Consider the following 24597-nt stretch of genomic DNA (forward strand, 5'->3'; position numbering starts at 1 on the left):
TTATGATGACACAAATATAGTGTATTTATTACACTATGCAAATTTTTTTTAAAAAAAAATAAAAAAGAGAGCTATAGCTCGTACACTATGATTTCTGTTTATAAATTAAAACCAAAATTTCAGCAGTTGTTGATGCCGATTTTGAACTATTTGCATCGAAAAAAGGTGACCGCAAATCAAATTACGATCGGGTCGATCGCACTGTCTATACTTATAGCGCTGCTGTTTTGGTATGCCGATCGTTTCCCGGTTTTCTTTTTGGCATTGCCAGTCGGATTATTGTTTCGAATGGCGTTGAATGCATTGGACGGTATGATGGCCCGTCTTTTCAATCAGACGAGTAAAACAGGTGAAGTTCTGAACGAGGTGGGCGATATTGTCTCCGATGTCCTGATCTTTTTCCCCTTGCTGAAATTTCATCCCGAGAGTTTATACCTGGTTGTATGCTTTATTATGCTGAGCGTGATCAATGAATTCTGTGGTCTAATTGGAAAAGTGGTTGCCAATGACCGTCGTTATGACGGGCCCATGGGGAAAAGTGACCGTGCACTGCTGTTGGGGTTATATGGTATTTTGAACTTGTTGCAGATCTCAATAACGACTATTTCGGTCTATATTTTTGCTGTGCTATGTTTATTGTTGGTCTTGAGTTCGATAACGCGATTGAGAAAGGCATTGGTGGTCCATGAGTGAGTTATCCAATCCGAAGGACAAGTTTGCTGACGTACCTATCCGGGTAAGAAGCTGGGGCTATATTGTGCTTGTACTGGCGATTGCTTTCGTTTCCCAAACGACATCTTTACTGTTTGTTTCCTGGCTGACGTTTCAGGGCATGCGCGAATTTATGAAGATGTTTGTGCCAAATTTTAATCTTGTATTGGTCTTTGCTGTTGCAACAGGCCTATTGCAGCTGATCCTTTTACTGTACTGTTCATACAGCGGCTACCTATTATGGGCGACACTATTGTGCATAGGGATTGGGCTGTTTTTCAGGTTGGGGCAGAAAGCAACGATGGATGTTGTTATCGGAATGACCTTTGGAGCGGCTGCTTGCCTACTTGCATTCAGCCAGCTGGCTTTTATCCGGGCAGTAGAAATTCATCAGAATGAGTGGATGGGATTGCAGCTTTTGGCCTATATCATCGTTTTAACGGAACTGAATGATGTATTCCAATACCTCATGGGCAAATTCTTTGGTAAGCGAAAGATCGTTCCGCGCATCAGCCCAAATAAAACTGTTGTCGGATGTATCGGCGGTATCGGAGTGACGATAATTCTGAGTAATATCTTGGGCTATTTGTTATTACCCTTCGGAGATTTTATCTGCTTTTCTTTGTTAGGTCTACTCTTTGGTGTTTTAGGCTTTTTCGGTGATGTGCTTTTTTCCTTTTTGAAACGTAGGACGGGAGTCAAGGATACGGGAACATTAATCCCCGGACATGGTGGATTGTTGGATCGGATAGATAGCCTACTTTTTAATGCGCCTGTTTTCTATGGTTTGATTTGTTTGATAGAAATGACGAATTTGTAATGGTGACTAAAAAATTGGGATTAGGTCTTGACCTTGTAAAAGGATACACGCACATCTAATATATCGCGAAATGAATTATCAACGGGCAGTTTTATTTTCAGGTGGTGGTACTCGTTTTGGCTTGTACCTAGGAATGTATGCGGCGTTGGGCGAACTGGGGTTAAAACCGGATTTACTGATAGCTACCTGCGGTGGATCATTGGCTGCTGCGATTATTCAGGCTTTTGCAAGGGATGCAGAACGGAGATCCTATCTCCAGTCCGAAGAGTTTTACCGCTTCTTCTGTGGACATCAGCTTACGGAGCAGCGCCATCTGGGCAAACTTGGTTTATATGTATTGAAAAAGCAATGGGATAAACGATCGGCTCCTTATCTGGAAGATGTCTTTGATCGCTACCTGGTCAAGATGGAACATGATCTTTCCCCCTTATTACCGACTTTGAACCGCCCATTTTCGCAGGAAATACCCTCAATTATTATTGGTTCGAGAATGCTTTTTGACCGTTCGGAAGTTGGGGAGAGACGTGGCGAACGTAAGCTCTATCAGAAAGTCCTGATGGGGAATGCAACTGCCCTGTCGAACGTAAATCTGGATGGTATTCAACTCCAAGGTGTAAACTATGCACAAAGTGCTGTTGCTCCAACGACAGTGATCAATAGAACGGTAACATTGTTGGAGGCTGTTCGTATTTCGATGTCCGATATGTTTTATATTGAGCCAATAGAGCGGAATGGGGAGTATTATGCCGGCGGAGCCATTGATCTGGTGCCTGTGGAGCTCGCGCAGTCTTTGGCGACAGAAGTGATCGGTGAACGGAAGCAGCTATACAAATTGCAGGAAGAAGGATTGGTCAGAGCTGTATTAGGCTTCAGTGGGAATCAACGTCTGAGGGATATTAATCAGCAATTTCGGGAAATCCGATGGATTGATACAAGGGATGCTGCGGAACAGCTGGTAGGAAGCTATTGCAGAAAAGGTATAGATTGGCGTAAATTTGAAATAACATTGTCCCTGCCGACCAGTCTGGATGAATTTGCGGCTGCTATGGAAACACAGTGGAATTATGGATATAGCAAGACGATGGAACTGGGGATGGGCTAAGGCACGACGGATTGGAATAAGTGGAATTCGGGGGAGGTTCTGAAGAGGTGGAAATAGTATATGATTTGATCATTCTTTTAATATGAAGGTATTTATCGCAGGTGGAACAAGTGGAATAGGTCTAGCATTAGCAAAAAGCTACCTCCAACAGGCGGCGGAAGTTGCCGTATGTGGCCGGGACCTTTCAAGGCTGACTAATCAGCCAGCATACGATGCGCTCGTCAAGTTTAAAGCAGATGTATGTGATCGGGATGCTTTGGCTGCTGCTGTTGATTCTTTCTGTCATCATGAAACATTGGATCTTTTTATCAATTGTACAGGAAGCTATGCCGATGATGTAGCACAGTGCATCAGTTATGTGGAGGCAAGTGCTATGCTCCGAGTCAATATGTTGGGTACCTTAAACTGTTTTGAAGTCGCCCGCGAAGTCATGCGTGGACAATCAAAGGGGCAAATTGCAACAATAGCATCCGTCTCGGGAACTTTAGATTTTCCGAATTCCAGTTTGTACAGCAAAACAAAACGAGCCGCAATCCAAGTGGCTGATGCTTATCGGAGGGCATTGCTTCCGCTTGGGATTGCAGTGACAGTCATCGCACCAGGGTATGTGGATACAGCCAAGCTCCGTCAGCTTAACCAGCAGGATCTCTCCAAAAAGCCCTTTTTGATCGATGTAGATGATGCCACGCAGCGCATCTTAAAAGCGATACAGCAAAAGAAAGAAATCGTGATTTTTCCGAAGCGTATGAAATGGCTGATGGGATTTTTAGGCCTTATCCCCCATGTATTATTAAGTAAAATCATGTTTAGGAAAGCCAAATGGATGAAAAACGATTAAATAAAGTAGGAGGGCAGCTCTTTGTTGCCATCTATTGCCTGTTGCTTTTTCAATTTACCTATCCCTTTACAGCAGCCTACGCGTCTGGTTTAGCTGCGGTCCCTTCTTTTGTATTCGACTTTGAACAGCATATTCCGTTCATTCCATGGATGATTTTGCCTTATATGAGCAGTGGACTTTTTTTTTGCATTGTGCCCTTTTACTGTGGGGAAAAGAAGGAACTTCTGTGCTATGCAAAGCGATTTACGTTTGTCACCTTGATTGCAGCTCTATGTTTTCTTCTCGTTCCGCTGCGGTTTTCTTTTGACCGGTCGCAGGTCGAAAATCCTTTATTTGCAATTTTCTTTTCCTTCTTAACGGAACATGATTCGCCTTTCAATCAGGCACCCTCCCTTCATGTCGCTTATGCCTGTCTTTTTTGGTCGGTGCTGCGCCGGAGGTTCAACGGATGGAAGAAAATAATCTTGGGCATCTGGATACTGATGATGGGCTTAGGGACATTGACTGTATATCAGCACCACGTGATCGACCTATTGACAGCTTGTATACTGGTTCAGTTCAGTTTTATCCTCTTCCCGAATGCCATTGAACAATCGGCACAAAGGGTGTCTATAGCGAATAGTTATTACCTCGTCGGGTGGATATTCACGCTGCTAGCACTCCTCTGCGAGGCATATGTGTTGCCCTTGATTGTTTTTGCTTGGATAGCTTTTGTCTGCTTTGCGGTAGGTTACAGTTACCTGCGCAATAATACGGGGTTTTTAAAGGGTCATCAGGGTCGAATACCGCTGATAAAGAAAGTATTTTATGCTCCTTACCAATTTGCTTACTGGTTGATGTGGCGTTTTTTTAGAAAGAGAAATAATCCGCCGCTGATGGAGTTACTTCCGCGCTGTTACGTGGGACCAAGATTGAGTGATTCGGAGCTTGTATACTTGGGACTAGGTCGCGATCTGGTTGTTTTTGACCTCGCAGCTGAACTGCAGGAGGTAAAACTCTTAGGTGCCATGGGAAAATATTATTCTTTTCCTTTACTGGATGTTGCGGAGGTCGATGTGGAAGATGTCCATGTGATCATAGACGCAATGCTATCTGCTTACCGGAACTTGAATGCGCATGAAAATATGGTCATTCATTGTACCATGGGATATAGTAGAAGTATGATTTTTGCTATTCTTATGACGCGGGAATTTTTATCTTTAGACTTAAATAATGCTATAGATCACGTGAAGTCGATCAATAGGCATATGGTACTGCGAAGTCATGCGATCCAGTTGATGAAAATTATAGTCGCTGGCCGATCCTGATCAAAAAATGGTGGCTTGATCTTTGTTTTTAGTAGTCACAGCTGAATAGATACGGAAATTACATACTTACATACGCCATTGTATAGATGGGATAAATTATAAAAAGATGAAATCAGGTTATTTTAAGAGTTTCGATCAGGGGGAACTGCTATATCGTGTTTGGAATTATCAAGAGGGCCAAAAAGCTTTAGTTGTATTGCACCGTGGGCATGAACATTCAGAACGCCTGCAGGAGATGGCGACCGATCCGCAGTTTGCCGATTATTCCATCTTTGCATTTGATTTGCGGGGCCATGGCCATACTAAAGTGCCCGTATCATCAGTATTCATGGATAATGTGCGCGATCTGGATTATTTTGTCTCCTATATGCGTACCGAATATGCAGTTGACACCGAGGACGTCTTTGTCATCGCCAATAGTATTGCTGGGGTCATTGTAAGTGCTTGGGTACATGATTTTGCCCCTCCGATCGCAGGTATGGCTTTATTGGCCCCTGCCTTTGAGATTAAACTGTATGTACCATTAGCCAGCCAAATGATTGCACTTGGAACCAAGCTGAAAAAGGATCTCGTTATCCAAAGCTATGTTAAGGCGAAAGTACTGACCCATGATATTGAGCAACAACAGGCTTATGATGCTGATCCCCTGATCTCAAAATCCATTAATGGCGCCTTATTGGTCGACCTATTGAAAGCGGGTGTGCGTATTGTCGATGATGCGGCTGCAATCGATATTCCCGTGATTGTACTATCCGCCGAAAAGGACTATGTGGTCAAAAACTCAGTGCAAAAGCAATTCTTCGTGTCCATTGCTTCCAAGCTGAAGACATTTATTACCCTGCGCAATTTTTATCATGGTATCCTGTTTGAATCCAACAGACAGAAAGTCTATACCTATTTAAAAGATTTTATTACGAAAGCCTATGCAAGGCAAAAGCCTGAACAGGGGCTTGAGCCCGACGAATTTTCCGTAAAGGAATATGAGAAATTGTATCATAAGGTGATGCCTGCGGCTGAGAAGCTAAACTATGCTTTCCAAAAATGGACTTTAGGCAAGATCGGATCATTGAGTCATGGGATGAACTTAGGTCTTCAATTTGGCTTTGATTCAGGAATTTCATTGGATTACGTTTATCGCAACGAGCCAAAGGGTAGGTTGGGACTAGGTAAAATCATCGATAAAGGGTACTTGGAGGCGATTGGATGGAAAGGAATACGTTTACGCAAACAGCATCTATTACGTCTATTAGAAGAGAACATTGAGCAGGTCAAGTCTACAGGCCGACCTGTGAAAATTCTGGATATTGCTGGCGGTACCGGAAATTATTTGTTTGATATCAAAGAAAAATACCCAGAAGTGGAGATCGTGATCAATGAGTTTATGTTGTCAAATATTGCAGTCGGTGAGAAAATCATTAAGAGGAAAGGGCTCCACGGAATACGTTTCAGCAATTACGACTGTTTTGATCCGGAGACTTACGCAAAACTGGATTTTGTCCCTAATATTGTGGTGATCTCGGGTATTTTCGAATTGTTTGGTAACAATGAAATGGCGAGCAGGGCTGTACATGGCGCGACTTCCATTTGTGAGGAAAACAGCCATCTGGTCTATACCGGACAGCCATGGCATCCACAGTTGAAAATGATCGCTTATGTGCTGAATAGTCATCAGAAGAAAGACTGGGTCATGCGCCGACGGTCCCAGAAAGAATTGGATCGGATTATGGCTTACAATGGTGTGCACAAGGAGCGGATGCTTATTGACGATTACGGGATATTTACCGTTTCTTCGGGGACTGTGAAAGCCGGATAATCGTATTTCCGAAAGATCTGTATATAGAATCGTAACCAGGTAAGCTGTTAAATTATTTTCATGTTCTTGGTTAATAGGATTGTACGTATGAAATGAACAGCATAGGGGGTGTGCTAAATAGATAGTGTTTAAGCTATGGATTTGGCGCAAGTTGACCCCCTTGTCTACGCAAAATAACCCATTTTCTGCTTCCATTGCTCAGAAATGCAGATCCAATCCGTTTGACAAAAAGACTTTATTCCACTTTTCAGCTCGAAAGATCTACGAAAAGTAGTTGTAATATCTATATACTCCAAATATGTTAAACGAGCTGGAGAAGACAATAGAATATCTTGAAGAGAGCTTTAGCGGAGAAGAGAACAAAAATTAGCTCAAAAGATTGAAAAGCTTATAGCCTAGTAGTAATTACTAATATGCTTGTATAAGTACACTTGTATAAGTACATCTGTAGGGATATTGAGTTTTTCGTGAAGTTTTCTAATGATCTCAAGAGAGAGTTTCCGCTTTCGATTTAATATTTCACTTGCACGGCTTTTTTGACCAAGAACATCAGCAAGATCATTCTGTGTAAAATTTAGTTGCTCCATTCTGAATTTGATGGCCTCAACAGGATCAGGGAGATTAATAGGAAAATGTTCGGTCTCATATTTATCGATGAGAAGCCCCAAAACTTCCAATTCATCTCCTTCTTTTGAACCTATTTTAGCATCAAATATTACTTCAAGGCGGTCTAAAGCCTGTGCATAATCTTCTTCAGTTTTAATAAGTTTTGCTTCCATCCAGTATTTTCGCTGAGTTTATTATCTACAGATAATGGCCTTTAAGAGACTGTATTTCGAGTATTGTTTCTCCATTTTCTTCGTATACTTCATAGATAAGTCTGTTCTCCTGATCTATTCTTCGTGACCACGAGCCGGATAATTCATATTTCAACGCTTCTGGTCTGCCTATACCCTCAAATGGTGTTTCTAATATAGAAAGAATAAGAGTTTGAATCTTCTTCTGGATTATTTTGTTACCTGATTTTTTCCAGAATTTTAAATCTTCTACCGCTTGCGGAGTATAAATTATTTCTATAGATCATCAATGCCGATTTTAGTCCCTTTGCCGTTCTTAACATCAGCTCGGCCATTTTGTATCTTTTTTACAAAATCTGGATTATAGGTACTGCCTTCTACAGTGGTAGTCTCAAATTTCATTTTCAATGCTTTGGCAATTGCCTTGATTGCTTCAAGTTGCTCTTTGTTTTGCGGATGTAAAAGTATTGCTTCCATGATTAAGTCCTTTAAGTTCGTTCTTCTGCTAAATATTTATCCAAAGATCCTTTGCATAAATCTGCTATCCAACTAGCGTGATCTACTTGTTAAAAAATTACAGCTAGTCAAACTCTTAAAAAGATACTAGTTTTAAAACATGCTAACAATTTACAGGTCAATTACCTTATGATATTCTGCAGTTCAAATTCTCTCATTGACTCTATTCAAGTCAATGGAGAGTGATCGGGTATGTGGTTTTAGTTCTTATACTCCCGAATTGCCTGAATAATACCTTCCAGATTTTCATTGAAGTCCAGTAGCTGACCGAAGACTTTATCGTCTTTGGCCAGTCCTCCATGTTTATTGTTTTTGCGGAATTTTATTTAAAAATTTTACAATTGTATAGATTATCATTATTTTTGTTTTGAAATATAAAATAATAGTTAGCATCTTGCTTCATGGCACAAGCCTGCTTAGTGATATTTCGAAGGAGAGAAAATTATAAACCAATATAAATTTTTAAAATTATGGATGACATACATGGAAGTGTAGGGACTATTTATCACGGGTCTGTTAATAAAAGCCAAAATCAGAGAATCACCACAAATCATATCTATCTCCATCCCGGAGAGCGAAGTGGTGAATTTGAACGTTGGATGCGTGAGATAGGCGGATTGCTCCAACTTGATCGCGAGTATTCAACGTTAAAACCATTATTGGATTTAATAGTTGCTGTATTGGAGCCAAATCGGATTTTCTTGATACCACACCCTGCTATTGAAAAATACCAAGTTAAGCCCTATGTAGAGATTATTTTGATACTTGATGGCTGGGAATATGATTTAGATCGGAACGAACCGATCGTAAAAGGTATTCTTGAGCTTGTGTGTATGAAACAGCGTACTGTTGTGTTTAATATTCATTCGGGAGATGAATGGGAAGCAGAAATGAAAGATGGATACTTTTACAATGTTTCGCACTGTCGATCTAAATTTTTGGTGTTTTCGGGAAGCCCATATCGTTTGGAGGAACTGGAAGCTGATTCTCTAAAAAATTTTCAAAATAATTTTTCGTCTAAATTCAATAATCAGGTTGAGATAACAGAACATTTTTTTAAGAAATGTAAGGCCCTGCTTTGTGAAGGAGATGTTGTTTCAGATTTGGTTTTTACTCTTTTTTTGTCATGCTTAAAACAAATCTACCGTATGGTCATCTGGGCTCTATCATTCGATATTCCGAGTTTGAATAGATCATGCAAAGAACTCGAAGAAATGGCTGCAAGAGTGCTGCCGCAACTAAGAGGGCAGCTAAGTAAAAATACAGATGTTTATCTAAGTTTTGGAAGTGATTATTTGGAAGCTCATGATGGAGAAATAGTCGGAATGGAACACTACGTTTCTTACCTCACAGAACTTGAACGTTTATTTGAAATCGCTAAGATCGCGTTCGAGCAGAAGATGGTCGTATTATTTGATCCTGAGGAAAAGGTATAATAGAAATTAAAACAGTTATGGAAACAAAGTATCATACTAAATATCCTGAGGCGAGTGATTAATTTTAAAGTTTCATTTGTAATAGTATGCGGTGGTTTCATTATGATGATACTATCATTTGATACTATCAAAGATCATCATTAATCAGGCCTAAATTAGCTAAAACTTTAAAAAAGTTGACAGTAATCGTATCAAAACATTGCTATCCCGGCTGAACGGACTAGAAAAGTCAGCTGGGATAGCAGTAGAAAACCTTAATTCTTATACTCCCGAATTGCCTGAATAATACCTTCCAGATTTTCATTGAAGTCCAGTAGCTGACCGAAGACTTTATCGTCTTTGGCCAGTCCTCCATGTTTATTGTTTTTGCGAAAGATTTCTTTGATGGCTTCCCAACGTTCCTGCTCGACAGGGTTCAGTAGTCCGGCAAGCTCTTTTAGTTTTAGAAGGTTACTTTCAGTGTCCGCAGTTAGTGTCTGCGATTCGCTCTCATAGTGTGCGAGAAGAACCTGATCAATTTCTTGCTCATTCATCATAGGGACCACCTGTGCAACCAGTTTGCTCATATTCCGATACGATCCCTGCATTTTAAATGGCGGTTCGGTACGGTAGTTATCCTGCATCGCTGCACTCTGAATATAATTCTGATTCACTTTGATTACGACATTTCTGATTTTTAGCACATGCCGTAGCACAGCGATAAAGTCATCAATATCCTGTTTTAGATAGTTTCCCTCTAAATTGGGCAATTGATCCATAACAGACTGTGCATAGTTGACTAGGGCATAGAAGTCATTAAACGACTTGCTTGCAATCTTCTCGAGGTAACTGTTTTCAATCGCCGCATTTTCAATCAAACTGAGGTTGAATAATGCTTCGGTATCACCGATCACATCGCCGAGATTGTACACGTCGGCCCGATTGGCAAGCATGTCGGGAATCTGAAACTTAGAGCCGCTCTCGGTATACGGGTTTCCGGCCATCACAATGCAGAAGCGCTTGCCACGGAGGTCGTAGGTCTTGCTCTCACCCTCAAAAATACCATCAATCTTACGTTGACCATCGGCCAGAGAGATAAATTTCTGTAAAAACTCCGGATTTAAGTGCTGGATATCGTCCAAATATAGCATGACATTGTCAGCCATCTCAAATGCAAGATTGATCTTTTTGAGCTCTTCCCGTTCTCCGGATGTTTTCGCTTCAATCGGGTCAATGGATGTAATCGAATGACCAATGGTTGGGCCATTGATTTTGACAAAATGCAAACCCATAGTTTTGGCAAGATATTCCATTAAGGTGGTCTTACCGTAACCCGGAGGCGAGATCAACAGAAGCATGCCCATACGGGCCGTACGCTTGTTGTCACCTGCAGCTCCCAGCTGTTTCGCGAGGTTATTTCCGATCAATGGAAAGTAAACTTCGTTGATCAGCTTATTACGTACAAAGGAAGTCAGTACTTTGGGCTCAAACTCACCGATCTTTAGTTCTTTGGCATAGGACTTCGCAAGCTGCTCTTTCAATGTGGAGAAAGCCACAAAACGAGGTACATTATACGCACTGAATTGCGCGAGACGTGCTAAAAATTCATGATATTGGATATGTTCTTCTCCATTGTTCAGGATCGCATGATTGCCTTTTAATCCGCTGATATGCGCCTGGTCCTTTGCGATGATCAGGTGATATTCATGGGTCGGATATAGCAACATGATCGCTGCTTCTTCAATATATTTGCGTAGTGTAAGATATTCCGGATGCTCATCAACGAAGGAGTTGAGCCAGTTTAGGGTCAGGTAAAAGCGATCTACCAAGCTAAATTGTTCGTTCTGAATATCCGCTTCAAAAAGCTTGTAACTTTTCTTGGATTCCAGCAATCGAATAAAAGCCTTTTTCAGTTCATCGGACTGTTCACTGACGACAAAGGTATTGTAGCTCGTAAACGTCTGAAAAAGGTAAGTAGCCAGGTCAGGACCATGAATGCTGGAGCGATCCAAATGTGTCTCCCATGCATTGAATAACTTGGTCAGTTCATCAATGACAGACTGGTAACGATTTGAAGTTGGAAACGTTTTTAATATCGTGTAGGTAGAATGTATCAGTGCCCGCTGCTTTGTCCGTTGATCATCTGAAAGGGATTGCCAAAATAGCTGAGCCATCGTACGCAATAGGGGATCGTAGCGAAGCAGATCCAATTTGGTATCCAGCTGTTTGATAGTGTCATAAATTAACAGTGCATCCACATTGTGAACTCCTTTGACATAACCTTCCGAATAACTTTGCTCCACGGTCTGTGTAATAAACAACGGCGCATCAAAATTTTGTTGTTCTTTCGACGCAACGAAAGCTTTGTATGCAAGGTATTCTGCACGATAGACTTCCTTATTTTCAGAGACAAGTTCCTGATCCCAGATGTCCTGAAAACTGTTGATTTCCTCGGCCTGCACCTTTTGATAGAAACTTGTCCCAGTCAGGTGGAAATACAGTTCGTCATTTCTACGCAGCAAGGTGAGGCTAAGGGATTGGTTGTTGACCGCAAACTTATGCTTGCCCAGTGCGATGATATTTTCGCCGTCCACAAAGAGGTCATTCTTATCCCGTAAAACCCGTAAAGCGTCTTCCTGTGATTTCTTTAATAGGTTTTCAAGATTTTCTGCTTTTGAGACATCCTGCAGTGTTTTTAGCTCCTGTACCAACTGTCTGATCTTGTCGATCATCAGGTCCGAGGCAAAGAAGCTGAGGATCTCTTCCCGCGTTGCAAATGTCTTGGATTTGTTCTCAATGTTCTTTAATACACGAAGACCGATCTGTTCGATCGAGGACGTACGCTTGTTGATCTGTTCTACGATTTGTTCTCTGCGGGAATTAAAAGCTTTGATAACCTCATCACGTTTGTCCGCGATCTTGAGGGCAAAATCTTCAAATTCGGAAAACTTGCTTTCAAGTTCCTCCAGCTGAACGATCACTTTCGTGTAATACTCGTCTACCTTTTCGGTTGTCGTTGACAGTTCGAGGTAGTTGGTCACGGATTGCTCCAACAGCGTTAGCTGTGCCGAGAATTCGGCTATTGCCTCTGTACTCTTTAATGAATTTAGTTTTCGCGTAAGCTGTGCACGAACCTCATTTAAGGCGGAGAAGATAACCGAAATCTTTTCAATGATTTTGGTTGTCTGCGTGGAGTCGTCAATTCTTAGACTATTGAGGATATCAATCAATAGTTCCAGTTCACTTGAAATGGCCGAATTGGCTTCCTCAATCGCTTTGGCATCGTAGACCTTCACTATGGCCTCCACATTCTTCTTTTGTTGTTCTACTTTCTGTTCATAGGGAAGCAGCGCTTCATCACGTAGCAGAAAAGCAATGGTTTTTTCGGCCAGCTCAGAGGTGATGCCCTGCAGTTTTTCCAATAGGCTATCTATCCTGACCGTATCAATATATTTTACATTTTTAAGGTCAATGATTTCACCCTGAAGACGACGGGAATCGGCCAATTGATGAACGAGCTGATCGAGTTTGTCTACAACGGTACTATTGATGGAGAAGGTGAGTTCTTCCATCTTCTTTTCTGCTGCGATATTTAATTCTGCGGCATGTTTACGTTGCGCCTGTACTTTGACGAACTCATCAATAGCGGTATTGGCGACTTCCTTGATCTGTGTTAATGGCTTGCCAAGATTTGATAAAGCGTCATCTTTGATCCAGAAATAGGAATCCAATAAAACCGTGGACTTTTTGAGGATATCTTCGTATAAACCTTCGTAACTGTCCTCTTTATTGATCAGTTGTATGACCTCCTGTGCCTCGGCCATCGCCTGCACGATCTGTTTATTGCCTACTTTATAAAGGGGATCATCTTTCTTCTGCTCATTTTCTTTGAGCATGGCCATATAAGGTGTTTCCCAAATCTGCACCTGATGATGCCTGGTGGCTTCCGCCTCGGTACGGAAATAAATTAAACTACCATCTTTAAACAGTGTGAAGCCATTACAGATGATCGGAGTTTCTACATGTTGCTGAATAATGTTATAGGACAGTAGGATATAGGTATTGGTTTCTTCCTGACAGAATATATACAGAAAATCTTCACCATTGGGAGAGGCTATCCTTCGTAGAAACGATACCTGTTCAAATTGGGCGTCAAAAACTTTATGTGTACCATTTTGTAAGTAATATCCATTCGAGAAAATAATTCCTTGGTTGTCTGGTAATAATATTGCGGATTCATTCAGTGATTTGAGGTTGACAACTTCCTTAGTCCGTTGGTTATAGACAAAGGCTCTAAAATCTTCCTGATAAGGCTTGATGCGAACTGCGATAAGATTGCCAAGATCAGCATAGTAATAATCTGCATCATCCAGTTGTTGGTCTGCATTGACCACTTTTTCGGAATAGATCCCTTTGCCGCTGTCTGTGTTGTTTTCGATCTTGAAGGTGATGTCACCATTGATTGCTTCGATAAAGATCTTATCCATAATCGATATATGGGGATGCTTACCGAGCCGACGGTCTTCAAGCGTGGTTTTCGTCCAGTCAAATTCAAATTGATTGGGCAATTTGACTTCGTGAATGCTGCGGTCATCCTGATATTGGAGCTGACCATCTTTGATTAACCATTTGAATGCTTTCAGGTCAGCGGGATTTTTGCTGGTCTGAAAGATCATGTACAAATAATTCTCCGTCCTACGAAATTTGGAGAATATGGAGTCCCGATAGTATTTATATAGATTTTGATAATCTGAGATGAAATTTTGATCGTTGATCAGGTCGAGGGCCTGCGGAATGAATTGATTATTCTCAAATGCGTAAACACTGAAAACATCTTCCAGCTTGATCTCGGTACGCAGTCCGAAATGCACATTATACCCAAAAATACATTGATTATCCAACGCCAGAATGCCGCGGGCAACACAGTTGTTTTCTGTGGTGATCCGTTGATTGGCCTTGAGGACAAAGCTCGTTGAATTGAAGACTTCTTTACGGGCTTCATTCAACTGTTGGAGCTTGGTCGCAAGTTCTTCTTTTTGTGTAAGAAGTCGTTTTCGGATAATCTCATATGCACCTTGATCAAGGCTATCGTTCTGATTTATTACGTTTTCTTCTGGCATAAAATGGACAGTTCTCTACTGTATTGCTGTGAAAAAATCAATGTAGTGCGTGTGAGAAGTTTTCGCTTATCTCACACGCAGTATGTGTAGGCTTAACATGTGTTAAGACAACTTCTTGTTTGAAATGCCTAAGTTTTTTGCCAACCCAAATAGGGAATTGATAAAGCCTGCATCTTCACCGTTCTCGGCATCTGTAGCTGCCTGCTGCAATTTGATCAACGCAGCAGAAACTGTTAAGTTCTTGATGTCATTGGATGAGATCCCATATTTATCTGCTAATCCACGTACTTTTTCAGCAAGATCACCTTTGCCGTCTGGGCCCAATAGTGAATTCTTGATATCAGTCGCATGTTTGGAATTGTCGATCAGATGGTCAAAACCTTTGGCATTGGATACCTGACGTACAATGTTTTCGAAGAACATGGTTTCACCACCAACGATGTCAATCTTCGCTGTTTTAAGTGCTTCGGACAATACACCAGCCTGTGCTTGTGCAATATCTTTTTGGATATTGATCTGTGCAAGTTCGATGTCACGTTCTTTCTGTAACTGTAATTTGAACTCCTCGTGGTCTTTACCCACACCATCCAGTTTTTTCATGGCCTCGGCTTTCTCTTCGATACCTTTTGCCTCCGCAAGTGCTTTTTCACGAACAACTTCCGCCTGTGCTAAACCTTCTTTGCGCATGGCTTCGGCTTTTTTCTCGATCACATTTGCCTGTACTGTACCTTGCTTTTCTTCGGCTTCGGCTTTTGCAACCATTACTTCGGCTTCTGACAAGCCTAATGCGGCTTCTTCTTTCGCCTGAGCTTCAGCTATGATCTTACGGCTTTCAGCCTCTTTGAGGGATGCTTCTTTTTTCGCTTCGGCGTCTATTAATAATTCCTGTGCACGTTTTTCAGCAATCTTACGTGCTGCTTCAGCGTCGATCACTTTTTTCTCAGCTTCTTGTTCTGCCGCAATTTTCGCTGCTTCAGCAGCTTTTACCGTAGAAATTAATTTCTCTTCGGCTTCTTGTGATGCTGCGATAACGCCTGCTTGTTTCTTCCGTTCTACTTCGCGGAATACTTCAATATCTCGGACTCCTTGTTGTTCCTCGATAACACCTTTTTCCAATTGGACGCGTTCCTTAATAACCCCCTGGATGCTTTTCTTTTCGGTCTCAATCGAACGTTCTTTGTCAATCTGAGCCAAGGTAACGATACGCTCACGTTCGGTTTGTTCCAGCGCGCGGTCTTTTTCCACACGTTCTGCTTCGACAGCATCTGTCCGTTGTTTGTTTTTCTCGGCAATGATGATCTGACGTAGTTTATTTTCTTCCTGTACGGCCAGCTGCTCTTCGGTCGAAATGCGGACGCTTTCATATTTCAGGCGCTCTTCCTCACGTACTTTTGCGATCTCCGCCTCTTCCCGTGCCTTGATATTATCAATTTCACGCTTTTGTTTTTCTTCTTTTTCAGCAAGTTGGCGATCCAGTTCTAAGATAGCCTCGCGCGCTTCGACGTTCTGCTTTTTAATCAGTTTCTCTTCATCTCGACGGATGAAGTTGGCATTGATATTTTGTTTTGCAGTCAGCTCGGTAATTTTCTTAATACCTTCACTATCCAGGATATTGCTGGGATTTAAGTGTTCAATATCTGTTTGTTCGAGATAGTCGATCGCACAGTCATCAAGGATATAACCGTTCAGGTCTGTGCCAATGATGTCGAGGATTTCATCGCGAAACTCACGACGGGCTTCATACAATTCGATAAAGTCAAATTTCTTCCCTACAGTCTTGAGTGCTTCAGAAAATTTAGATTCGAAGATGCTCTTTAATGTTTCAGGTTCGCTGGCACGATCACAGCCTAGGTTCTGGGCAACGTTGATTACATCGTCCACGTTTTTGTTGACGCGGACAAAAAAGGCCACCTTAATATCAGCACGGATATTGTCTTTACAGATCAGTCCTTCGCCTTGCATCCGGGCAATCTCAATTTTTTTGATGGAGATGTCCATGATCTCCATCTTGTGGAAAACCGGGACGACATACATACCCTTGTTGAAGGCAACTTTCGTGCCGCCGACACCTGTCCTGACAATCGCCTTACCCTGTGGGATTTTTTTATAGAATGCACTCAGTACAACAAAGAATGCAAAGATTAAAAAGACAGTTAAACCGACAATCAGCAATATAATTCCGTTTAAGCCGCTTAAAAATAAAAGAGGTTGATATAGCATATGATTCGTATTTATTTAGATTTTAGTATTTAAATTTTGCTTGCAGAAGCTTATGAATGACACGGCGATTCTGTTTTCCGCATCGATTTTAAATATTGTCTATGGTGATTTCCTTTGTGACATAATAATATTTTTTGTCCCTAGATTCGTCGACAATAATAACGTCATCTCCATAAGCGATTTTCTCCCCATTGTGGCTGACTACATTGAGGCGGATGGGATCCTGTTGAATGATAAATTCTGCGGAGCCTATTTTCTGTCCTTCAATGCTCGCTCTCATTTTTCCCATTCGTCCAAGAAAATCGTGGCTTTCCTCGCCATTGTAACCGATGCTTTTAAACATTTTAGCTAGTGGCTTAGTGAGAAAATGCATTAAAATAAAGGTAATAATGAATACCGGTATTAGGATTAAGACCGACTTTATACCCCATGAAGCAACGTCGATAAAGAGTGAGGAAACGATGGTAATAATCCAGCCTATAAATTTAAACAAGGTCACAATCAGCATGATCGGTACTTTTCCAACATTGATGTAATCCATCGCCTTTGCGAAGAAACCTGGTTCTCCATCACTATCGGTATTTGTATGATGATGGTTTGCATGATCGGATCCCTCAGGTGCGATATCATGGGTGCCGTCAACATCAGTAACATCGGGGGTAGGGTGAAGGTCTATATCTGCATCTGCATCAAAGAAATTCACTCCGTCACCCATCAGAAACATAAATAACCAATACACTACAGACAGACCTGTTAGTACTGTCATAATTCCATTAGATAATGGATTAAATAAGATATTGATTAATTCTGTCATCGTATTTTTCTTTTAAATTCTTTCTCGTTTGAACGTGTAATGAAACGACCAAGAGTGACCATTGACCTCCAAGTCTTGCATCGCAACTAATTCCCAGCCCTGATTACCTAGATCATTCAGGATCTCGTCTATTTTGTCTGGATCCAATTTGGTTCCCCAGAAACCTTTGGGCTCGATTTTGACTGTTTTATACTCAAATCTCCGCATCGCCATTTAATTTTCGTTTTAACTCTTCCAATTCATTGTTGACGGAGTCAGAACCACCGAGGTTCTCATTGATCTCATCTATCTTGCTTTTGTTGCTCGTTGCGATTTCACCATATGCTTTGGCCAAGGCTTCATCTTCTTCGACCTTTTCTTTCATGCGCTCCAACATGGAAATTGTACTGTTAGAATCGATATTAGCGAGCTGTTTGTTGACCATTTTGGCTGCATTGGAAACTTTAACACGTGCTTTTAAAGTTGAAAGTTCACTTTCCCACTTCGATATGTTGAATTTTAGAATATCTACATTTTTGTGTAGCTCGTCGGCTGAACTTTGATGAATCACTGCTTGTTTCTCTAATTCTCCAGCTTCGATTAATAACTGTTTTTTCAAAAGCAATGCTTCTTTTGCCAAGCCTTCTGCCTTTTCTGTTGTCAGCTCTCCCTTTTGTGCTTTTTGAAGTAAAAGAATAGCTTTGTTTTCAAATTCATGGGCTTCTTCTTTTTTCTTTTCACCATTGTTTTGGGTGCGTATGGCCAACGCTTTCACTTTGGCATAGGCTTCCAACGATTGTTCTAGGTCCTCTTTCATCTCACGGATACCTTGTTCCGTCATTTTGATGGGGTCTTCCATTTTATCCACGACCGCGTGAATTTCTGCTTGACCGATTCTGAAAATTCTCTTAAAAATATTCATTATTCTATAATTTTGAAAAACTTATTAACTGATTATAATATTCACTCATTAAAAGACTCAGCGAATTGATGGCAGCATCAAATTCATTCTGGTCGAGATTGTGTATTTGTAATGTATATCGAAATATAACTTTGGTACCGTCTTCTGTCAATGCAAAACCGCCGTGGATAATATCTCTATTTTTTATCAATAATGATTTGAACATATCGATGTTCTCATTGCTTATGGTAAAAAGGTATTGCTCAAAAATAACGATGGGTTGTGCAACGCCTACGATGAGGTTACGAATTCCATCATCTTCATTTTCGATGACAAAAACCCCCTCTTTTTTATCCTTATGAGTAATGGTATAACCAATATTGGCGATATAATTTTCAATTTTTGAGAAGTACATAATCAAGTTTTTTATATATTGCACATATTCTTTGCATAAAGATAATAAAATGCAAAAATATTTTGCAAAAATAATTCAATTTTTTTTAAAATGAGTCACGTAGGAAACAATATTAAGAAATTAAGAAAAGTGAAAGGAATGAGCCAACAGGCTTTCGGGGATGTTTTTAATCTTACTAGAGGGAATATTTCTTCTTACGAAGAAATGCGTGCAGAGCCGAAAATTGAAATTGTTCTAAAAATTGCAAATTATTTTGGCATTCCTGTGCAACACCTCATTGAAAGGAATCTTTCTGTCAATGAAATTCTCAATTTCAATGATTATTTTCAGGCTAATGTACCGGTGATCGGGAATAAGCGGTTTTTGCAAATCCCTTTTTTGGAGAGGGAAGCTGTTCTCGAAGCGAGCGCTCATTTTTCAAAATTCAACGAACTTCCGGTAATTGAATTTCCTGTGCAAAGCCGGAATAGATGTATAGCTATTGAGTTTTCGGATGCTATTCCCGCGCCAAGTGATTTCATAGTGAACTCGCATGTAATTTTGTTTTTCGAAGAGGTCGATATCGAATGTTTGCATACCCTGGACAACGCTTTTGGTTTATACTTCTCCGCTCAGGAATTTTTTATTGGGAAATATAGTTTAGCGGATAAGGAAATTAATCTGGTTCTAAATGCTTGGAAGAAAGTTGATTTTATATTGACTGAGAAAGAATATTTTTGGAAGTTATATGGTAAATATGAGCGTATCTGATGAGGGCAAGTCTTCAGTGGCTAAGGGTGTGTTTACCCTTTAAAAACAAATGTATCAGCAATGGATATGCAGTTTAAGGTAGGACTAATATCTTGTCCTACCTTTTTCTTTTATTAGAAGGGGAGATCATCTTCACTTTCATCTTCAAGGGTAGGAGGTTCTTGTTTATCGCTGTTAGGGTCTGATAAAACCATGAAACTATCCACTTTAATTTCAGTGACATATTGTTTTACTCCTTCTGCGTTCTCATAGTTGCGATAGGTGAGCTTACCTTCAACCATCAGCTTCGTTCCGCGTTGACATTTCTTTTCTATGGTCGTATTTTGATTTCCCCATACTACGAGTGTATGCCACTGGACTTCCTCGACCCATTCTCCGGCTTTGTTCTTAAATAGATCATTGGTGGCGAGACGTAATATGGAATAATTTGTACCTGTGGAAGTTGTTTTGATGATCGGGTCATTTCCAAGATGACCTACTAACTGTACTTTGTTACGTAATGTACTCATGTGTCTAATTTTTAAATGTTTTCAATAATTCTTATTTTAGTTGATGTTCATTGGCTTTTGACACCGAATGATCTAGAGCAAAGATGAGAAGGGACATACATCTTATTCGTCTGTTTACCATTTGTATTCGACTGTAGTCGATTGTAACCGTTTGTTGTCGTTTAGTAATTTTCTATGAGTTCTGTTGAGAGAGTTTGCCTTGAATGTGGCAAGGGTATACGTGGCCGTTCTGACAAGCGATTTTGTGATGATGCTTGTCGGAATGCCTATAATAATAAATTAAATAGCGACCAAACCAATTTGGTGCGTAACGTGAATAATATCCTGCGAAAAAATCGCCGTATATTGTTAGATACCTTGAACGGGGAGGGGATGGTCAAAATACAGCGTGAAAAGTTAAAACAATTGGGGTTTGATTTTAAATTCCATACTCATATTTTTTCCAACAACAAAGGTCAAACTTACCAGTTTATTTATGAAACAGGCTATCTGTTGCTTGAGAAAGATTGGGTGTTAATCGTTCAAAAGAAGCCGCTGTGATTTTGACTGCAATAGATTCATTTGTATTGGTTTAGTTTGCAGAACTGAACTTGGCCTTTCTTATTGCGATATAATTAGAAATAGTAAACGTTAGAATCAAGATATAATAGCATACCGGGATGAGTAAAATATAGGCACTATTGAAGATATTGCTTAAAAAAGACGGTAGTGCAATCTTAAAAAAATCTGCAATAATGATATAGCCTATGAAACTTCCTAGAAAAAATAGTCCAACAGCATGTATTACAATTATTCTTTTTAGGTGCTTACTGTATAAAGCGTCTTTGTTTTGTTTCGTATAGCCCATAATTGCTGGGACCAATAACCCTAATAATGGATTGATCAGAAAGGTAAGCGATGCTAAATATAAAGCTTTAATACTTCCTGTTTGATTGTTGTCGATACTGATTTGATTTATATTTGGCATAATGAGTTGTTCTAGAGGTATTTCCAAAATTTGACTAATTTGTTTGAGACTAAATCCACTGATTTCTTCAGTGCCTTTTTCTATGCGTTGCACCGTTCTTAGCGATACACCTGCTTGATCGGCGAGTTCCTGTTGCGTTAATCCCTTACGTTTTCTTGATAGTTTGATGAATTGATTAGCTGATTGATTTTCCATAGTCCAAATATGAGGAAATAGTCGTTAAATTTTAGCGAAATTGATGCGACAATAATGCGCCAATAGCACCTTGTAGGATTTAAGCGATTAATAATCACAAGTTTTTGGGAATTTGGTAAATATTTTGAATCTTTGTAATTCAATAGATTAATTAATAAAAACGGAAGAATATGTTTGCTATATTAGAAAATCCCGCTTCGTCCACAGAGAAGATTCTCGGGAATATTCTTCAGAATACGGCCCTTTCCTAATCTTCTTTCTTAATACGTTAAATAACCTACGTTGCTATTGGCTAAAACTTGGCGCTCTAAATAGTAGTCCATTTTTCCAATGTGCTTAGCTTATTATGGAATTTTAAAAATCCAGTTACTTTCAAGTGTTATTATGAAAGCTGGATATGAATGTTATGTTTTAGAAAATTTTATGAATTCAGTAAATAAATATGTCCTTCAGGCGCTGGATAACTATCCTATATATTTGGAGGAGACCATGGAGTCCTTATCCTATGCACTGTCTTATGATGAGTCCAATACAATGGCGCTGTGTTTGATGGGAAGAGTTCACGCCGAGCAGTTGTTTGATTATGAGCAGGCAAAAAGGTACTTCCAGGAAGCTTTGGCGCATAATGTGCAGGCAGTGGAAGTATATCCTTATTTTATTCAGACATTGATTGATATGGGAGAATATGAAGCTGCAAAAAAGACGATTAAATTTGCTTTGACACTTCCGGCGATGCCCTTGGCAGGGATCTGGATAAAGAAAGCACTTCTATTTGAAAAAATGAGAAAATACAAAAAGGCGTTGAAGGCGTTAAAGATGGCGAAACTTGAAAATGTTGATCTTGATTTTTCGTCAAGCCTGAAGTCTATTGAGGATCGGATTAAGGGGAAACAGGAAATTAGTAAAGGAAGTGGGAAAAATAGTAAGAAAGAAGGTAATACTGTTCGTTAATAGGATCACGATCTGGATACAATTTTAGATTAATATGAGTACAATAAAAAAGCCCTAGGTGAAATTTCACCCAGGGCTTTATCAATATAGTTTAAGAATTATTCTGCTCTTAAGATTTTGGCAGCTTCTACCATAGACTCTAAAGCTGCTTTGGTCTCTGGCCAAGCACGGGTCTTCAATCCGCAGTCAGGATTAACCCAAAGTTGTTCTGCCGGCACTACTGCTTTTGCTTTACGCAATAGATCTACCATCTCGTCTTTGCTGGGTACACGTGGAGAGTGAATATCATAAACACCTGGACCAATATCATTTGGATATTTAAAGTCTCCAGCGAAAGCATTCAATAATTTCATTTGAGAACGTGAAGTCTCGATCGTGATAACGTCAGCGTCCATTGCAGCGATATCTTCGATTACATTATTGAATTCTGAATAACACATGTGTGTGTGGATTTGTGTATCGTCTTCTACATTTGAAGAAGAAACACGGAAAGCACGTACTGCCCAGTTCAAGTAATCTTTTTGATCAGCTTTACGTAAAGGTAATCCTTCCCGGATAGCTGGTTCATCAATTTGGATGATTTTGATACCTGCTTTTTCCAAGGCTTGTACTTCATCCAAGATGGCCAATGCAATTTGGTAAGTCGTTGTTGAACGCGGTTGATCGTTACGAACAAAAGACCATTGTAAGATTGTTACAGGACCTGTTAACATACCTTTCACCGGACGGTTTGTCAATGATTGTGCGTAAGATGACCAACGTACAGTCATATCTTCTGGACGGTAGACATCACCATAGATAATTGGAGGTTTAACACAGCGAGAACCGTAAGACTGAACCCAGCCGTTTTGTGTGAAAGCGTATCCGGCTAATTGTTCACCGAAGTATTCCACCATGTCATTACGCTCGAATTCCCCATGTACCAAAACATCGATGTCCAATTGCTCTTGAAGGCGGATGGTGTTTTCAGTTTCTTCTGCGATTGCTTTATCGTATTCCGCTTGTGTAATAGCACCTTTTTTCAAATCTGCTCTCCATTTACGAACATCTTTTGTTTGTGGAAAAGAACCTATCGTTGTGGTAGGGAATGCCGGCAAGTTAAATTTCGCTTGTTGCGCTGCTTTACGGTCTGCAAATGCTGAAGTACGTTTTGCATCGTCATCAGTGATATTGCTTGTACGTGTTTTAACTTCAGGTTTGTGAATTAATGGAGAAGTGCGACGGCTTTCAGCAGCAGCTTTGTTCGCTTCAAAACGTTTCGCTGTTTCCGCATCAACTTCGCCTTCTGCCAGTACAGCTAAGTCTTTTACTTCAGCTAATTTTTGTTTGGCAAAGGCTAACCAATTTTTTACTTCAGCAGGTAATGATTGTTCATTATGCTCATTATCTAGGTCAAAAGGAACATGCAATAAAGATGAAGAAGGAGCCACCCAAACGCGGTCTTTTCCTAATGCATCAACTGCTTGCTTGATTTTAACCAATGACTTTTCGTAATCGTTTTTCCAGATGTTACGGCCTTCAACAATACCTAAAGATAATGTCAATGAAGCGGGAACTTTAGCTAAAACGGTATCCAGTTGGTTTTCACCACGGACAAGATCCAAATGTAAAGCATGAATAGGCAAATTAACCGCGATATCTTCGTTATCTTTTAACGCTTCGAAATAAGTGGTAGCGATTAATTTGATGTTTTTTGCTGCAGCAGCTAATTTTTCAAAAGTAGGCTGATATAGCGCTTTTACTTTAGCATCTAAATCCAATGCTAAGAAAGGTTCGTCAATCTGAACATATTGCGCACCAGCTTCAGCTAGTTTAGACAATATTTGCTCATATACAGGGACAAGTTTATCCAATAAATCGATCCTGTCGAAGCCAGCTTCTTTTTCTTTACCGATCAATAGGTAAGTGATCGGACCAAGTAAAACTGGTTTAGTATCAATGCCCAATGATTTTGCCTCGTTGTATTCATTTAAGAATTTTTCAGAAGTCAATTTGAATTCTTGATCTTTTGTGAATTCTGGTACCATGTAGTGGTAGTTTGTGTCCAACCACTTGGTCATTTCCATTGCAGTTACGTCAATTCCTTCTTGTTGGAAACCGCGGGCCATTGCAAAATATAGATCTAAGCTGTAATTGTTGTCTACTTTATTCAATAAAGAATGGTAACGAGCAGGAATTGCACCAACAGTGAGGGTTAAATCCAATACTTGATCGTAAAAAGAGAAATCATTGGAAGGAATCAAATCTATTCCAGCATCTTTTTGTGTTTTCCAATTGCCTTCACGAATTTTTTTTGCTGTGTCCAATAATTCCTCAACAGAAGATTTTTTAGCCCAATAGGCCTCATTGGCTTTTTTCAATTCGCGGAACGCGCCCACACGAGGGTAACCTAAATTGTTAGTCAATAACATAATGAATGTTTTTAATATTTCTTTTTCAACTATATTTCTTGCTAGA

The 24597-nt window shown here is 40.2% G+C and carries 22 protein-coding genes; 10 read left to right on the forward strand and 12 right to left on the reverse strand.

Annotated elements, in window-relative coordinates; genetic code table 11:
- Positions 1-87 precede the first annotated feature (87 nt).
- The 6 genes from B2W36_RS09435 (at position 88) to B2W36_RS09460 (ending at position 6591) form a co-directional block, all read left to right on the forward strand.
- Positions 88-693: a CDP-alcohol phosphatidyltransferase family protein gene (locus tag B2W36_RS09435; RefSeq protein WP_293887586.1), complete on the forward strand. Its 606-nt coding sequence runs from the start codon at positions 88-90 to the stop codon at positions 691-693.
- Entirely contained in the window at positions 686-1531 is an 846-nt protein-coding gene (locus B2W36_RS09440) for a phosphatidate cytidylyltransferase (protein ID WP_293887587.1), read from the forward strand. The genes B2W36_RS09435 and B2W36_RS09440 overlap by 8 nt, the downstream gene beginning before the upstream one ends.
- Positions 1532-1601: 70 nt before the next feature.
- Positions 1602-2633, forward strand: a complete 1032-nt coding sequence (locus B2W36_RS09445; protein ID WP_293887588.1) for a patatin-like phospholipase family protein — start codon at positions 1602-1604, stop codon at positions 2631-2633.
- Between the two features lie 82 nt (positions 2634-2715).
- Positions 2716-3471: an SDR family NAD(P)-dependent oxidoreductase gene (locus B2W36_RS09450; RefSeq protein ID WP_293887589.1), complete on the forward strand. Its 756-nt coding sequence runs from the start codon at positions 2716-2718 to the stop codon at positions 3469-3471.
- The gene (locus B2W36_RS09455; protein WP_293882055.1) at positions 3453-4778 is read left to right on the forward strand and encodes a phosphatase PAP2 family protein; all 1326 of its coding nucleotides are present in this window, start codon (positions 3453-3455) and stop codon (positions 4776-4778) included. Before B2W36_RS09450 ends, B2W36_RS09455 begins: the two co-directional genes overlap by 19 nt.
- Before the next feature lie 106 nt (positions 4779-4884).
- On the forward strand, positions 4885-6591 hold the full coding sequence (locus B2W36_RS09460; protein ID WP_293882053.1) for a bifunctional alpha/beta hydrolase/class I SAM-dependent methyltransferase: 1707 nt from the start codon (positions 4885-4887) through the stop codon (positions 6589-6591).
- A gap of 395 nt (positions 6592-6986) precedes the next feature.
- Here the strand turns inward: B2W36_RS09460 and B2W36_RS09465 are convergent, their stop codons facing one another.
- The 3 genes from B2W36_RS09465 to B2W36_RS09475 are packed head-to-tail and all read right to left on the reverse strand — an operon-like array spanning position 6987 to position 7865.
- The gene (locus tag B2W36_RS09465; protein ID WP_293887590.1) at positions 6987-7370 is read right to left on the reverse strand and encodes a helix-turn-helix domain-containing protein; all 384 of its coding nucleotides are present in this window, start codon (positions 7368-7370) and stop codon (positions 6987-6989) included.
- 25 nt (positions 7371-7395) lie between these two features.
- Complete coding sequence (locus B2W36_RS09470; protein WP_313447711.1) at positions 7396-7668, reverse strand: Txe/YoeB family addiction module toxin; 273 nt, start codon at positions 7666-7668, stop codon at positions 7396-7398.
- Positions 7665-7865 carry a DUF2683 family protein gene (locus B2W36_RS09475; RefSeq protein WP_293887591.1) on the reverse strand — a complete coding sequence of 67 codons (201 nt, stop codon included), beginning with the start codon at positions 7863-7865 and terminating at the stop codon, positions 7665-7667. Before B2W36_RS09475 ends, B2W36_RS09470 begins: the two co-directional genes overlap by 4 nt.
- 509 nt (positions 7866-8374) lie before the next feature.
- Here B2W36_RS09475 and B2W36_RS09480 point away from each other — a divergent pair.
- The gene (locus tag B2W36_RS09480) at positions 8375-9340 is read left to right on the forward strand and encodes a hypothetical protein (RefSeq protein WP_293887592.1); all 966 of its coding nucleotides are present in this window, start codon (positions 8375-8377) and stop codon (positions 9338-9340) included.
- 254 nt (positions 9341-9594) lie between these two features.
- Here B2W36_RS09480 and B2W36_RS09485 read toward each other — a convergent pair whose 3' ends face one another.
- From B2W36_RS09485 to B2W36_RS09510, 6 genes are all read right to left on the reverse strand, one after another.
- Complete coding sequence (locus B2W36_RS09485) at positions 9595-14439, reverse strand: DNA repair ATPase (protein WP_293887593.1); 4845 nt, start codon at positions 14437-14439, stop codon at positions 9595-9597.
- A gap of 102 nt (positions 14440-14541) precedes the next feature.
- Positions 14542-16659, reverse strand: a complete 2118-nt coding sequence (locus tag B2W36_RS09490; protein WP_209577633.1) for a flotillin family protein — start codon at positions 16657-16659, stop codon at positions 14542-14544.
- A gap of 88 nt (positions 16660-16747) precedes the next feature.
- Entirely contained in the window at positions 16748-17473 is a 726-nt protein-coding gene (locus B2W36_RS09495) for an OB-fold-containig protein (RefSeq protein ID WP_293887594.1), read from the reverse strand.
- A 12-nt stretch (positions 17474-17485) separates the two neighbouring features.
- Positions 17486-17680 (reverse strand): DUF4177 domain-containing protein, encoded by a 195-nt coding sequence (locus tag B2W36_RS09500; protein WP_293882039.1) that lies wholly within the window; start codon positions 17678-17680, stop codon positions 17486-17488.
- Positions 17667-18374 (reverse strand): PspA/IM30 family protein, encoded by a 708-nt coding sequence (locus B2W36_RS09505; protein WP_293882037.1) that lies wholly within the window; start codon positions 18372-18374, stop codon positions 17667-17669. Before B2W36_RS09505 ends, B2W36_RS09500 begins: the two co-directional genes overlap by 14 nt.
- Positions 18375-18378: 4 nt before the next feature.
- Complete coding sequence (locus B2W36_RS09510; RefSeq protein WP_209577641.1) at positions 18379-18768, reverse strand: YbjN domain-containing protein; 390 nt, start codon at positions 18766-18768, stop codon at positions 18379-18381.
- Between the two features lie 90 nt (positions 18769-18858).
- Here B2W36_RS09510 and B2W36_RS09515 point away from each other — a divergent pair, with 90 nt between their 5' ends.
- Positions 18859-19518: a helix-turn-helix domain-containing protein gene (locus B2W36_RS09515; RefSeq protein WP_293882033.1), complete on the forward strand. Its 660-nt coding sequence runs from the start codon at positions 18859-18861 to the stop codon at positions 19516-19518.
- Positions 19519-19631: 113 nt separating this feature from the next.
- On the opposite strand, the gene B2W36_RS09520 is transcribed toward B2W36_RS09515, so the two are convergent.
- A complete protein-coding gene (locus B2W36_RS09520) occupies positions 19632-20027 on the reverse strand; it encodes a single-stranded DNA-binding protein (protein ID WP_293887595.1) in 396 nt (131 codons plus the stop codon).
- Positions 20028-20201: 174 nt separating this feature from the next.
- Between B2W36_RS09520 and B2W36_RS09525 the strand changes: the two genes are divergently transcribed.
- A complete protein-coding gene (locus tag B2W36_RS09525; protein ID WP_209577646.1) occupies positions 20202-20567 on the forward strand; it encodes a hypothetical protein in 366 nt (121 codons plus the stop codon).
- Between the two features lie 31 nt (positions 20568-20598).
- Here B2W36_RS09525 and B2W36_RS09530 read toward each other — a convergent pair whose 3' ends face one another.
- A complete protein-coding gene (locus B2W36_RS09530; RefSeq protein WP_293882028.1) occupies positions 20599-21189 on the reverse strand; it encodes a helix-turn-helix domain-containing protein in 591 nt (196 codons plus the stop codon).
- Between the two features lie 423 nt (positions 21190-21612).
- On the opposite strand from B2W36_RS09530, the gene B2W36_RS09535 reads away from it, so the two are divergent.
- The gene (locus B2W36_RS09535; protein WP_293887596.1) at positions 21613-22140 is read left to right on the forward strand and encodes a tetratricopeptide repeat protein; all 528 of its coding nucleotides are present in this window, start codon (positions 21613-21615) and stop codon (positions 22138-22140) included.
- Positions 22141-22238: 98 nt separating this feature from the next.
- Here B2W36_RS09535 and metE read toward each other — a convergent pair whose 3' ends face one another.
- Positions 22239-24551 carry a 5-methyltetrahydropteroyltriglutamate--homocysteine S-methyltransferase gene (gene metE, locus B2W36_RS09540; protein ID WP_313447695.1) on the reverse strand — a complete coding sequence of 771 codons (2313 nt, stop codon included), beginning with the start codon at positions 24549-24551 and terminating at the stop codon, positions 22239-22241.
- Positions 24552-24597: the final 46 nt, after the last annotated feature.

The sequence above is a fragment of the Sphingobacterium sp. UBA3549 genome, assembly GCF_002376635.1.
GTDB lineage: Bacteria > Bacteroidota > Bacteroidia > Sphingobacteriales > Sphingobacteriaceae > Sphingobacterium.